Annotated in this window: 13 protein-coding genes; 10 read left to right on the forward strand and 3 right to left on the reverse strand. The window is 41.9% G+C overall.

The window, feature by feature from the left end:
- The first annotated feature begins 59 nt into the window (after window positions 1-59).
- The 7 genes from QFZ72_RS02585 to QFZ72_RS02615 all read left to right on the forward strand — a co-directional run bounded on the left by QFZ72_RS02585 (window position 60) and on the right by QFZ72_RS02615 (window position 8,148).
- Window positions 60-1,670, forward strand: coding sequence for a gamma-glutamyltransferase family protein (locus QFZ72_RS02585; protein WP_307429012.1), 1,611 nt, complete (start codon window positions 60-62; stop codon window positions 1,668-1,670).
- Between the two features lie 25 nt (window positions 1,671-1,695).
- On the forward strand, window positions 1,696-2,262 hold the full coding sequence (locus tag QFZ72_RS02590) for a chromate transporter (protein WP_307429015.1): 567 nt from the start codon (window positions 1,696-1,698) through the stop codon (window positions 2,260-2,262).
- A complete protein-coding gene (locus QFZ72_RS02595) occupies window positions 2,259-2,789 on the forward strand; it encodes a chromate transporter (protein ID WP_307429017.1) in 531 nt (176 codons plus the stop codon). The genes QFZ72_RS02590 and QFZ72_RS02595 overlap by 4 nt, the downstream gene beginning before the upstream one ends.
- A 478-nt stretch (window positions 2,790-3,267) precedes the next feature.
- Window positions 3,268-4,089: a PRD domain-containing protein gene (locus tag QFZ72_RS02600; RefSeq protein WP_223438714.1), complete on the forward strand. Its 822-nt coding sequence runs from the start codon at window positions 3,268-3,270 to the stop codon at window positions 4,087-4,089.
- Between the two features lie 180 nt (window positions 4,090-4,269).
- Window positions 4,270-5,649: a sucrose-specific PTS transporter subunit IIBC gene (locus QFZ72_RS02605; RefSeq protein ID WP_307429020.1), complete on the forward strand. Its 1,380-nt coding sequence runs from the start codon at window positions 4,270-4,272 to the stop codon at window positions 5,647-5,649.
- A 95-nt stretch (window positions 5,650-5,744) separates the two neighbouring features.
- Entirely contained in the window at window positions 5,745-6,695 is a 951-nt protein-coding gene (locus QFZ72_RS02610) for an aminoimidazole riboside kinase (RefSeq protein ID WP_307429023.1), read from the forward strand.
- 7 nt (window positions 6,696-6,702) lie between these two features.
- Complete coding sequence (locus QFZ72_RS02615) at window positions 6,703-8,148, forward strand: glycoside hydrolase family 32 protein (protein WP_373464401.1); 1,446 nt, start codon at window positions 6,703-6,705, stop codon at window positions 8,146-8,148.
- A gap of 286 nt (window positions 8,149-8,434) precedes the next feature.
- Here QFZ72_RS02615 and QFZ72_RS02620 read toward each other — a convergent pair whose 3' ends face one another.
- Window positions 8,435-9,250, reverse strand: a complete 816-nt coding sequence (locus tag QFZ72_RS02620) for a bifunctional hydroxymethylpyrimidine kinase/phosphomethylpyrimidine kinase (protein ID WP_307429026.1) — start codon at window positions 9,248-9,250, stop codon at window positions 8,435-8,437.
- 160 nt (window positions 9,251-9,410) lie between these two features.
- Between QFZ72_RS02620 and QFZ72_RS02625 the strand changes: the two genes are divergently transcribed.
- Window positions 9,411-9,983, forward strand: a complete 573-nt coding sequence (locus QFZ72_RS02625) for a TetR/AcrR family transcriptional regulator (protein WP_307429029.1) — start codon at window positions 9,411-9,413, stop codon at window positions 9,981-9,983.
- A 181-nt stretch (window positions 9,984-10,164) separates the two neighbouring features.
- Here QFZ72_RS02625 and QFZ72_RS02630 read toward each other — a convergent pair whose 3' ends face one another.
- Both QFZ72_RS02630 and QFZ72_RS02635 read right to left on the reverse strand, forming a co-directional pair.
- Complete coding sequence (locus tag QFZ72_RS02630; RefSeq protein WP_307429032.1) at window positions 10,165-10,893, reverse strand: L,D-transpeptidase family protein; 729 nt, start codon at window positions 10,891-10,893, stop codon at window positions 10,165-10,167.
- Between the two features lie 254 nt (window positions 10,894-11,147).
- Complete coding sequence (locus tag QFZ72_RS02635; protein ID WP_252202821.1) at window positions 11,148-11,465, reverse strand: YflT domain-containing protein; 318 nt, start codon at window positions 11,463-11,465, stop codon at window positions 11,148-11,150.
- A gap of 164 nt (window positions 11,466-11,629) precedes the next feature.
- On the opposite strand from QFZ72_RS02635, the gene QFZ72_RS02640 reads away from it, so the two are divergent.
- Window positions 11,630-12,430, forward strand: coding sequence for a glycosyltransferase family 2 protein (locus QFZ72_RS02640; RefSeq protein WP_307429039.1), 801 nt, complete (start codon window positions 11,630-11,632; stop codon window positions 12,428-12,430).
- 99 nt (window positions 12,431-12,529) lie between these two features.
- Complete coding sequence (locus QFZ72_RS02645) at window positions 12,530-13,300, forward strand: SDR family NAD(P)-dependent oxidoreductase (protein WP_373464655.1); 771 nt, start codon at window positions 12,530-12,532, stop codon at window positions 13,298-13,300.
- The last annotated feature ends 8 nt before the right edge of the window (window positions 13,301-13,308 follow it).

Consider the following 13,308-nt stretch of genomic DNA (forward strand, 5'->3'; position numbering starts at 1 on the left):
ATTCTTTGCTTATGGATAGCTTTTAAAACAATATGATGACTATAAGGGGATCTGACAATATGCACTTTGATTATTTAAATCACCCATATCCTTCAGAGCGGCAGACTGTTTTTGCGAAAAATGGAATGGTCGCAACCTCACAGCCTCTTGCCGCACAGGCTGGTTTGGATATCCTTAAAAAAGGCGGCAATGCTATCGATGCGGCGATAGCAACTGCCGCAGCCTTAACGGTTCTAGAGCCAACCTCTAATGGAATTGGAGGAGACGCATTTGCTCTGGTGTGGACAAATGGGAACCTGTATGGTCTAAATGCAAGCGGCCCTGCCCCATCAGCGCTCTCCATTGAGGCTGTAAAGGTTAAAGGATACACAAAAATGCCTGTACATGGAGTAACTCCTATAACAGTTCCAGGTGCTCCTGCTGCTTGGGTGCAGCTATCCAAGAGGTTTGGGCGCCTTCCTCTTCAAGAAGTGCTCTCTCCTGCGATTGCATATGCTGAAGAAGGATATCCTTTGACTCCAATTTTGGGAAAATATTGGTCTCTTGCTTATGAAAAATTCAAAACCACTCTAACAGGTTCTGAGTTTGAAGCGTGGTTTACTACATTTGCACCAAAACAGCGGTCCCCTAAAATCGGGGAAATCTGGCGTTCTCCGGATCATGCAGCTACATTAAGGGAGATAGCAGAAACGAACGGGGAAAGCTTCTACCGCGGACGATTAGCAGAGAAAATCAGCTCCTTTGTCGAAAAGCATGGAGGTTTTCTATCAAAAGAAGATCTTGCTTCTTATGAAGCAGAATGGGTCGATCCGATTTCTGTGCATTACAAAGGATATGACGTATGGGAAATCCCGCCTAATGGCCAGGGTATAGTCGCTTTGCTTGGCCTCAATATCTTAAAAGGCTATTTGGTAACCGAGAAGGACAATGCAGATACATACCATAAACAAATTGAAGCGATGAAGCTCGCTTTTACAGATGGGAAAGCATACGTAACAGATCCAAAAGAGATGAAGATCACAACTGAAGAGCTGCTGTCAGAACAATACGGAGAAATGAGAAGAGCAGAAATAAAAGATGAGGCGATTTTACCGGAAGCTTATGTGCCTGCAAGGGGAGGCACTGTTTATTTGGCGGCAGCAGATGGGGAAGGCAATATGGTCTCTTTCATACAGAGCAACTATATGGGATTTGGTTCAGGTATTGTGATTCCGGGAACGGGGATCTCGATGCAAAACCGAGGGCATGATTTTTCTCTTGAAGAAACACATCCCAATGCCTTAAAGCCAGGGAAGAAAACCTACCACACTATTATTCCGGGTTTTTTGACAAAGGATAATCAAGCTGTCGGGCCATTTGGAGTAATGGGCGGGTATATGCAGCCGCAGGGACATCTGCAGGTAGTCATGAATACCATTGATTTTCACCTGCATCCGCAGGCAGCTCTTGATGCACCGCGCTGGCAGTGGATTGAGGGAAAAAAGGTCCTTGTTGAGCCTCGTTTTCCTTCGCATCTTGCACAGGCTTTAGTCCGAAAAGGGCATCAAATTCAAAAGACAGTGGATACAGGCCAATTCGGACGCGGACAGATTATTTGGAGGAATCCTGATACAGGTGTACTTACTGGCGGTACAGAGCCAAGAGCAGATGGATCAATTGCATCTTGGTAAGTGAAGAGAATGAGGTGACCTTTTTGTGAAACAGTGGAATATTTTCATCGCATTTTTCAGGTCAGGCATGCTTGGGTTTGGGGGTGGTCCTTCGACCATTCCGCTTGTACATAAAGAAGTGGTTGAGAGGTTTAAATGGATGAATGATGATGAATTTTCAGATGTATTGGCACTCGGGAATACACTTCCGGGTCCAATAGCAACGAAAATGGCCGGTTACATCGGATATCGGATCGGAGGCTATGCAGGCATGCTGAATGCTGTAATCGCAACAGCACTTCCAACCGTCTTCTTGATGATTTTACTGCTGACAACCTTAAATGCTTATAAAGATGAGGCGTGGGTCAAAGGAATGTCTCAAGCCGTTCTGCCGGTCGTTGCTGTCATGCTGCTAACTCTTACATGGGATTTCGCGAAGAAATCATCGCAGTCCTTTGGATTGGTTAAAACGGTTATCCTTATGGGAGCATCCCTTGCCTTAATGGAAGCTCTGCATATTCATCCGGGTATTTTAATTGGCGTTCTGTTGATGTGGGCTATTTTTTATAGAGAGAAAAGCGGCGGGAAGAAAGAGAAGGGGATGCATTCATGATTTACTGGCACATTTTTTTGGCTTTCTTCCTTCCGGGCATCCTCGGGTATGGCGGAGGTCCAGCTTCCATTCCTCTTATTGAAAAAGAAATCGTCGACCGCTATGAATGGCAGACCGTCAGTGAATTCAGTGAGACACTGGCACTTGGAAACGCACTCCCAGGCCCGATCGCAACAAAAATGGCCGGCTTTATCGGCTATCAGCAGGGAGGCTTTCTTGGGGCAGCAGTTGGGCTGTTTGCCACTATTGCTCCCTCATTGATCTTAATGCTGATTCTTTTAAAAGTTTTAATGAAATATAAGGAATCGCCTCAGGTAAAAAGGCTTTCCACGGTGGTACGGCCTGTCATCGCGGTTATGCTTGGAGTCATGACCTATCAATTCCTGGATAATGCAGTTCTTGGTTTTGGAATTTGGCATACTCTGCTGCTCTTTATCCTTAGTTTCGTCCTGCTTGAAAAAATGAAAATTCATCCTGCCTATGTCATAGCCGGATCTCTGCTTTATGGAGGAGTTTTTCTTTCATAGTCTGCTTCCATTCTGTTTGTCCTTCTTCAAAAATGGAAGAGGGTATTTTTTATAGTTAGCAAAGAAAATTGCAGTTCGATGTCTAGCTCCATCGCCCAGAACGAATCCGGCTAAAAAAGTCAAACCGGTCTTTTCAGCCATGCGTGAGCAAAACCGCGGTCCGCTTTTCTTGTGTTAAATTTGAGATAACCACAATAGTTTTAGACTTATCAACAGCCCTGTGAATAAGTGTATTTCCTCTGCATATATAGTGGCGAACAATTGTACCCACACAAAATGTGGATAGAATTTGTGGATATGTTGATAACTTCTGTTGATAACTGTTGTCGAATTGTGGAATAACGTGTGAATATCTAATAATTTAACAAAAACTTTAAAAACGTTTACATGAATTTACAAAAAACACATGTATTTGTGCTTTTTCAGCATTTTTGGCATGATGGTGATACAATCACGCTCGGCAGGAAGGAATGGACCTTTGAGAATCTATAAAATCTTAAACAATAATGCTGCAGTCGTTCTTGATGAACAGCAGGAGAAAATTGTAATGGGCCCGGGGATTGCTTTTCAAAAAAGCAAAAATGATATTATACCGGCCAGTAAAATTGAAAAAATATTTGTGATGAGAGAAGAAAGCGAGAAATTTCAGCAGCTGCTGCAAATGGTTCCCGAGAAACACGTTGAGCTTGCCGAAGAAGTCATCAGCTATGCGGAAGGCCAATTGATGTCACCTCTTAGCAATCACATTCACATAGCATTAACAGATCATCTGTCATTTGCAATTGAAAGAATTCAGCAAGGCTATCAAATTCAAAATAAATTGCTGAATGAAATTAAGGTGCTCTACAAAAAGGAGTTTGAGATTGGGATTTGGGCGATCCAAAAAGTACAGGAAAAGCTTGGGGTTTCTCTTCCGGAAGATGAAGCGGGACATATTGCCCTCCACATTCATACGGCGAAATTAGATTCTTCTGATATGACGGTTACATTAAAGCATGCGACCATCATTCAAGAATCAATCAGCATAATAGAACATCACTTCGGTCTAAAGCTGAGTAAAAATTCCATCTCCTATCAGAGGCTGCTGACCCATCTTAGATTCGCTTTAAATCGCCTTGAGCAGGACGAGGAATTTCATGTTATGGATATCGAAATGCTTAGACTCATTCAGGAAAAATACGCATTTGCCTATCAATGTTCAAAGAAGATTGCGGATTATTTAAGTGAGGAATACATCCTGCATTTTCCAGAATCTGAGATTGGATATATTACCCTTCACATCCAGAGATTAAGCGAGTAAAAAAATCTTGACGAACACGCTTTCATCTCATACAATGAAAGCGTATTAAAAGTTTATATTCGGGATTGTGACTGGTTATGCAGGCAAGACCTAAAATTTGTAAAGAGATCATTGGAGAAACTCTGTCTATGATACCTTTATAAGTTTTAGGTCTTTTTCTATTTAAAAAGGAGGATAAACATGAATTATAAAGACATTGCAGAAAAAATTGTACCGCTGCTCGGCGGAAAAGAAAATATCATCAGTGCCACACACTGTGCGACAAGACTCCGTTTAGTTTTGCAGGATGAAAGCAAAGCAGATAAGGCGGAAATAGAAGAAGTTGAAGGGGTTAAAGGTGCATTTGCAAGCTCTGGTCAATTTCAAATTATTTTTGGTACCGGGAATGTGAATAAAGTCTATGAACAGCTGCAGCCAATGATCGGAAAAATGGATGTAGATTCCGTATCGCATGCTGAAGCTGTAAAGCAAAAAATGAATCCTTTTGCCAGATTTGCAAAAACACTGTCGAATATCTTCGTTCCAATCATTCCTGCTATCGTAGCGAGCGGTTTATTAATGGGTCTGCTTGGAATGATGAAAGCATTTGAATGGGTCAGCACGGACAGTCCATTCATTGTTTTGCTGGATATGTTCTCAAGCGCAGCCTTTATTATTCTGCCGATTCTAATTGGTGTCAGCGCATCCCGCGAGTTCGGAGCAAATCCCTATTTAGGAGCCGTCATAGGGGGGATTCTTACTCACCCTGCCCTGCAAAATCCGTGGGGACTGGCTGAGGCGAAGCCTGAGTATTTGAATTTTGCAGGAATGGATATCGCGATGCTTGGCTATCAGGGAACCGTAATTCCAATTCTTCTTGCGGTTTATGTCATGAGCAAAATTGAGAAAGGGCTCCGCAAGATTGTACCTAACTCGATTGATTTGCTTGTCACACCGTTTTTGACCATTATCTCAACAGGCTTTATCGCTTTAATTGCCATTGGCCCTCTTGGCCGCGGGTTAGGTACTTTGATTACAACTACGTTAACTTACGTTTATGATACAGCCGGTTTTATGGCGGGTCTTATCTTTGGCGGAACCTATTCTTTAATCGTACTGACAGGTGTTCATCACAGCTTCCATGCCATTGAAGCAGGTCTTCTTGCCGATCTTGGGAAGAACTATCTCCTTCCAATCTGGTCAATGGCAAACGTTGCTCAGGGCGGAGCGGGTCTTGCCGTTTTCTTTATGACAAAGCGCGCCAAAACAAAAGAAATTGCATTGCCTGGTGCTTTCTCAGCCTTCTTAGGAATTACTGAGCCGGTTATTTTTGGAGTCAACTTGCGCTACCGCAAGCCATTTATTGGAGGATTGATCGGCGGAGCACTTGGGGGCGCATATGTAGTCTTTACGAATGTAGCGGCAAATGCTTATGGATTAACGGGTATTCCGATGATTGCGATTGTTGCTCCATTTGGAACATCTGCCATCATGAATTATCTGATCGGATTCGTGATTGCCGTAGCAGGAGCGCTTATTGCGACGCTTCTTCTCGGATTAAAAGAAGAAGAGACTAAGTAGGACTTGCTATCTAAAACAAGAATTAAGTAAGCTATAACTAAAAATCAGGCAGTCATATGCCTGATTTTCTTTTACTAGAGAGGAGAGCTGCATCCATGAAAAACGGGATTATCAGTTTAGGAGAGGCATTAATTGATTTTATACCAGTTGATTCAGATAATTTGATCTATCAAAAGAGCCCAGGAGGAGCGCCTGCAAACGTTGCAGTTGGCTTAGCAAGACTTGGAGCTGATTCTGCTTTTCTTGGAAAAGTGGGAAATGACGTACTCGGGACTTTTTTAAAAGATACTTTAGCGTCCTACGGAGTTCATACAGATCATATGCTGCTGACAGATGAAGCGAAAACAGGCGCAGTGTTTATTACATTGGCTGAAAATGGAGAGCGTTCTTTTGATTTTTATATCGATCCAAGTGCAGACCGGTTTATAAAAAGTGAAGAATTAAACGAATCGCTATTTGAAAGCAGTAAAATCCTTCATTATGGTTCAATTTCTATGATCAGCGAACCTTCTAGGACCGCAACGATCAAGGCGGTTGAGCTTGCCAGAAAGAACGGAATGATTATTTCGTATGATCCCAATTTAAGATTGAGCTTATGGGAAAACGAGGACGATGCACGTGAAACCATTCTTTCTATGTTTGATACTGCTGATCTGATCAAGATTTCTGAAGAGGAACTTGAGTTTTTAACAGGAGAAGCAACGATTGATAAAGGAGTAGAGAAGCTTTCTGCCTATAACATTCCATTGCTGCTGGTGACACTCGGAAGCAAAGGGAGCTATGCGTTTACGCATAATGTTACTGCAAGAATACATGCCATGAAAGTAAATGCAGTCGACACCACAGGAGCTGGAGATGCTTTTGTATCAGGTGTTTTATATAAATTACATGAGTATAATGGAAATCTAAGTTCGCTTTCGGAAAAGGAATTACAGGACATCGGCCGGTTTGCAAGTGTATCAGGCGGACTTGCTGCATCGGTTAAAGGGGCAATGACCGCATTGCCTACACTGGAAGAAGTTCAAGGCATTCTAAAAAACGGGTAAAGGAGCGATGAATGTGATAAACCTCGATTCAGAGCTAAAAGAAGCAGCATATCAAGAGGTTGAAGCCAGCCGGAATACGGTTGAAAAAGATCCATATCGGCTGAAGCATCATATTATGCCTCCAGTCGGACTCCTTAACGATCCGAACGGCTTTATTCAGTGGAAGGGGATTTACCACCTTTTCTATCAGTGGATGCCATTTAAAACAGGACATGGAGCAAAATTCTGGGGCCATTATACCTCAAGGGACCTTGTCAATTGGGAGCATGAACCGATTGCTCTTGCCCCAAGCGAGTGGTATGAAAAGAATGGGTGCTACTCAGGCAGTGCCATTGAAGCTTTTGATAAACTACATCTGTTCTATACTGGAAATGTGAAGGACGAAAATGGAGAAAGGGAGACGTATCAATGCCTTGCCGTTTCAGAGGACGGAATCCATTTTGATAAAAAAGGCGTTGTAGCTGAACTTCCGGACGGCTATACTGCCCATTTTCGGGATCCGAAGGTTTGGGGGCATGAAGGAAAGTGGTACATGGTTGCAGGAGCTCAAACAAAGGAAATGGCCGGACGTGCCGCGCTTCTTGTCTCTGAAAATCTGTATAATTGGGAGCTCCTGGGCGATGTGGCAGGTTCAAATACAGATCAGCTTGATGAGTTTGGCTATATGTGGGAGTGCCCGGATCTGTTCCGCCTGAACGGCAAGGATGTACTGATTGTGTCTCCTCAAGGGTTGGAACCGGAAGGGAATCTTTATCAGAACGTCTATCAATCCGGCTACTTTGTTGGAGAGCTAGATTACAAGACGGCAAAATTAAATCATGGTGAATTTACAGAGCTTGACAGAGGCTTTGATTTTTATGCTCCGCAAACGACGGTTGATGAAAAAGGCAGACGCTTATTAATTGCCTGGATGAGTGTGCCTGATCAGGACGAGGACAAGCATCCGACCATAGCAAACAAGTGGATTCACACAATGACATTTCCGAGGAAATTGTCGATAAAAGGTGAAAACTTGCTGCAGGAGCCTGTCGAGGAGTTAAAAGCTCTAAGAAAAAATGAACAGGTGCTTGAAATGGTGAAGATCACAAATGAGGAAGTTCAGAAGCGGGAAACAGAGGGTGCTGTTTATGAGCTGATCCTTGATCAGATAAAAGTAGAAGACTCTTTTAAGCTCTCAATTAAAAAGAATGCCGAGCTGCATTACTCTCGCAGGGATCAGCTGTTTACGCTAACTAGAATCAGTTATGCTGACGGCCATCCTGAATCAAGAAAATGTCATTTGGCAGAGCTGACCAAGCTTCAAGTGTTTGTAGATACATCTTCAATTGAAGTATTTATAAATGACGGTGAAGAAGTGTTTACGGCGAGGATGTTCCCGGATGCTGAGGAGAAAAGTTCCGTGTTTTCTTCTGAAGGAGAAACGGTATTTCATTTGAAGAAGTGGGATTTGTAATAGAATGGAGGGCTGCCTATTTAATGGCAGCTTTTTTTGTTGTTTAGGAATCTAAAATATAACCGCTTTGTAGATAATTGTTCGAAAACTAAGCGGTGAATGGATCAGAAAAAGCCCCTCGCTGAAGAAATAAGTGCGTCAAAGCGGACCCGGACTTCTGTCGGATTCTTATCTGCCTGTCGGAGGTGCCTTGGCGCCTGCGCTTATGTTCTGTGCAAAGATTTTGAGTCAGGTCCAACTGGGAGATCCAGAAAAAATCAAAAAACCGGCCATAGGCCGGTTCCTTTTATTCACTCTCGTATAATCGCAATGCAGCATGGTTCGTCGGTCCAACGTACTCATTAAGAGGGAAGGAATGGCGGATGGCTGCTGTAATATATTGTTTAGCTGTATAGATGGCTTCTTTAACAGATGCGCCTTTTGCGAGCTCTGCCGTGATGGCAGCTGAATACGTGCAGCCTGCACCATGTGTATAAGAAGTATCGATGCGCTCGCCTTCAAGAATCTGAAATTCAGTTCCATCATAAAGAACATCCACTGCTTTTTCATGCTGAAGCTTGCCGCCGCCTTTGACTAGCACGTATTTAGCACCCAAATCAAAGATTTTTACCGCAGCTTCCTTCATTTGGTCTACCGTTGTAATTGTCCCGATGCCGCTTAACTGGCCAGCTTCAAATAAGTTTGGAGTAACAACTGTTGCAAGCGGTGTAAGGATTTCGCGCAATGCATCCGCAAGGTCAGGGTACAGAACTTCGTCCGCTCCTTTGCACACCATAACAGGGTCAACTACCACATTTTCAAGATTATTCTTTTTTATTGTTTCAGCAGCAAGTTTAATGATATCTACAGTTGGAAGCATGCCTGTTTTCATTGCATCCACACCGATTCCTTCAACGATGGTTGCTGCCTGAGCTTTAATGGTATCTAATTCCACGGGAAATACTTGATGATGCCACTCATTATTCGGGTCCATCGCTACAACGACTGTTAAAGCCGTCATCCCATATACTCCGCGCTCTTGAAATGTTTTTAAATCTGCCTGAATACCAGCACCGCCGCTGCTATCTGATCCCGCAAATGTTAAGGCTTTTTTCATTGTCATAAGTGTGTGTACCTCCATCCAGGTGATTGAAAACGAATCTTTCATAGCTATTATATCAATTTCGAAAAAGGTTAGCCATTGATGAGGAATAGGTTACAAAATGGATAAAATGCCCATATAATATTATTGAACAGTGGTTAAATAAATTGAGGTGATCCATTTGGCAGCAAGAAGAGCAGTCGATCAAGAGCTTACGCGAGAATCCATCATGCAAGCTGCACATCAATTATTTCATGAAAAAGGCTATCAGAACGTTTCAATGAGGCAAATCGCAAAAGAACTGAATTATAGTCACGGTGCCATCTACTATCATTTTAAAAATAAAGCTGAGCTTTTTTACGCGCTTGTTAAAGCAGATTTCAAACTCCTGGATGAAAAACTGAAGGATGTATTAGACCAAGAAGGACTAAATAACGAAGTGAAAATTAAAAAGATACTGGAGGGATATATTGAATTCGGATTAAAAAATCAAAGTCAATATGAACTCATGTTTTTAACAAAGGATGAAGAGGTTGTAAGCTATTTGATTCATGAGCCTAACGTGAGCTGCGAAAAATTTGCTCAGGCTATTTATGCTTTATCAGAACAGCAGGTTTCAGCAACTGTTATTTGGTCTGTCTTTTTATCCCTTCATAGATTTGTAACGCATTACTGCAAGACAGGGATGAAATTTAAAGAGGTGGAGCCTTTGATGAAGTCACATGTTCTTTTTCTAATGAAAGGTTTAACATAATTTTTTTGTCTTTAATTGAACAGTGGTTAATAAGAGAGAGGAGAATGAAAATGAAGCACGCAATTGTTTTTGGAGCATCCGGCGGAATGGGGTAAGCGCTTGTCATAGAACTTATAAGCAGAGGGTTTGAGGTTAGCATAAGAGCAGTCATTTCCTCCATGCAAAAAACCAGCCATTAAGGTCAGCTGGTTTTTGCAGGACACGTAACATCCATTTTTACATGAATATCTGGGATATAGATTTTGCCTTTAATTTTGCTTTTGATACACGATAAAGGATCTTCTTCTTCAGGTTTCGGTGCTTCAGGTGTTGGCTCTTCTATAGGTGCGGGAGCAGGTTTTTGTTTAGCAGGAGGCTGCGGTTTCTTTTCTTCCTGAACAGGTGCTGAATCTGCGGGTGCAGAATTTGGATAGTTGTTTGCTGCAGCTATTGCTTCAAAGGATTGGTTTGAGTGAAGAATGATAACAGAGGTGCCTGTGTGTACCTGGTCGAATAGATAGCGGATTTCTTCATTATGCATGCGAATACAGCCTGCGCTGGCATAAGTTCCGATGGAATTAGGATTGTTATTGCCATGGATGGCATAGGTCGTTCCATTGGTGCCAAGAGCATGAAGACCGAGCCATCTGTCTCCGAGCGGATTTCGGCTGTCGCCTCCTGGAATATTGTCTTTGTAATAAGGACGATTTTTAATCTTGTTTACAATTGGAAACGTTCCTTCCGGGGTAAACGAATTATCTCTCCCTGTTGCGACATTAAATACTTTAACAAGCTGACCGCTGTCAAAAAATGCAAGTTTATTCGTGCTCTTGTTAATGATGATGAGCTGAGGTACAGCGTCTGCTTTAGCTGGCACGACAAAAGATGCAAATAAGAAAAGAGCGGCAAACAGCACAAACCATTTTTTCATTTCTCTCTAGTCCCCTTTTATTTAAAAAAGTACAAGAAAAGATTACCAGACAAAGAGTGAGGAACATGTAGAATCTTCTTGTCGAATGCTGATAATTAAAGGCATTTCTCTTTTTACACTATTCATAGCATAATACGGAATTTTTTGTTAAATTGTTCCATCAATAATTATGAAATATAAAAAAGGCGGGTCTCATGAGATATGAGGCCCGCCTATACATCTATATTAGTAGGGGGAAATATAGATTGTATGAATTATTGGTGTGCTACAATTACTACCTTGCCTTTATCAAGCTCTTCTTCCATATGAGCTGCTTCGTTCTCTGTTAAACCCAGAGATGCCATTTTCGAGCGAAGCTCATCTCCGCGTGAACGGAAAACGTTTTTCATTGATGAAAATACGCCTTGCTCAGAAACGCCGACACTTTCAGTATCTGTACCGGAAGTAAGATGTTTTGAGCGGTTCGGATCATGTGCGAAAAGATAAATATCGTCTCTCACAAACCCTTCAACTTCAAGGTGATTGATTTTTTCAGTTGCTTGAACACCATTTTCAACTACAAATGTTTTCATTTTAATCTCTCTCCTTTTTCTGCTGATAGTTAATAAATACCCAATGTAAAAGTTTTAAAAACAAGCTGGTTCATAAATGAGTCTAAAGTATCAGCCTAGAGCAATCTTTTCCTTTTTATGATTTAATGAGCAGTAGAAATAAATAGGAAAAGAGGAGATCCGGATTGCGTGTTTCAGTTATTATTGTGACGTATAACCGTCTTTACACTCTTGCCGAGCTGTTAGAATCTATTGCCCGTCAAACATACCGCCCATATGAAATTATTGTTGTGAATGATGGGGGAGAACCGGTAGACTCTTTAAAAGATGCCTATCATGATCTTCCAATACGCATCATTGATCTAGAAGAAAATGCAGGACATGTTCATGCCCGCAACGCCGGAGCTTTCCAGGCAGAAGGCGATGCTATTATGCTGAGTGATGATGATGATTATTTCACCCCTGGACATATTGAAAGAATGGTTCATGAACTGACAGATGCGCATCTTGTCTATTCAGATGTTGAGATTGTCGGATTTGAGGACCAAAACAACGTACGCGTGCCGATCAGCCGCAGATTATTTGCCTATACATATGATGCAAAAGAAATGAGGCGCTTCTCAACGTTTGTGCCATCAGGAAGCTTATATTTAAAAAATGTCCATCAGTCGATCGGATATTTTGATCCAGAGGTTCACAATTATTGGGACTGGGACTTCTTTTTAAGAGTTTCAGGAAAATTTCAAGTGAAGCGGGTTCCGGTAGCAAGCGTTATTTATGCTTTTTCCGATACAGGCAATCATCAATCTGCAGGTCTTAATGAAAGAAGACAATCGTACCTTGAAAAGCTCAGTGAAAAGCATCAATTGGGAGAGCTTCCTCAAAAAAACTTCTTTGTTTTATTAGAAGAACCCGAGTTAAAGGCAAGAGAGGCGCTAAGCCTGCTTGTCTGGGACGGGAAGCCAATGATATCGAGATTAATCTGACTCCTGCTGCGGCAGGAGTTTTTGTTAGATGATTGAAAAGTTATATTCTCCGTGATATTATGCGTTTAAACATTTAAACAAATAAACAAAAAGGAGTTTATATCAATGAAAACCGTATTAATTACAGGAGCTTCAGATGGAATTGGAAGAGAACTTGCTTATAAGTATGCAGAGGATGGCTTCCGTCTAATTTTGACAGCAAGAAACGAAATAAAACTAATGAAACTGGCAGACGAACTTAAAAATACGACAGCAATCGTCAAAGCTAAGGACTTAAGTAATATGAATCAAATTCATGAATTGTTTCAGGAATTGCAGCAGGAGAAGGTTCATGTCGATGTTTTAGTGAACAATGCCGGTGTTGGTTTATATGGGGATTTTATAAACACGTCTGCGGAAGAGGAACTGAATATGATTGATTTGAATATCAAATCAATCACGCTGTTAACCAAATTATTTTTACCTGATATGATTTCAAAAAAATCAGGCCAGGTTTTAAATGTTGCCTCCACTGCCGCTTTTCAGCCCGGTCCATTGATGGCTGTCTATTACGCGACAAAAGCTTATGTGTTATCATTTAGTGAAGCAATTGAAAATGAACTGAAAGGCACTGGTGTATCAGTCTTTGTTTTATGTCCCGGCCCTACTGAAACAAGCTTCAGCGAACGCGCCAATCTTGGACAATCCAAGCTCTTTAAAAGCGGAGTAATGGATGTGAAAACCGTTGCTGATGCGGCATATGAAGGGATGAAAAAAGGGAAGACGCTGATTATTCCAGGCTTTAAAAATACAATTCTTGCAGCAGCTGTACGATTCATGCCGCGTAAAACGGTAACAGGTATTGTGCGGAAGACGCAAGAGCGCGCTTAAGAAAGGTG

The organism is Bacillus sp. V2I10, from assembly GCF_030817055.1.
Classification (GTDB): Bacteria; Bacillota; Bacilli; order Bacillales; family Bacillaceae; genus Bacillus_P.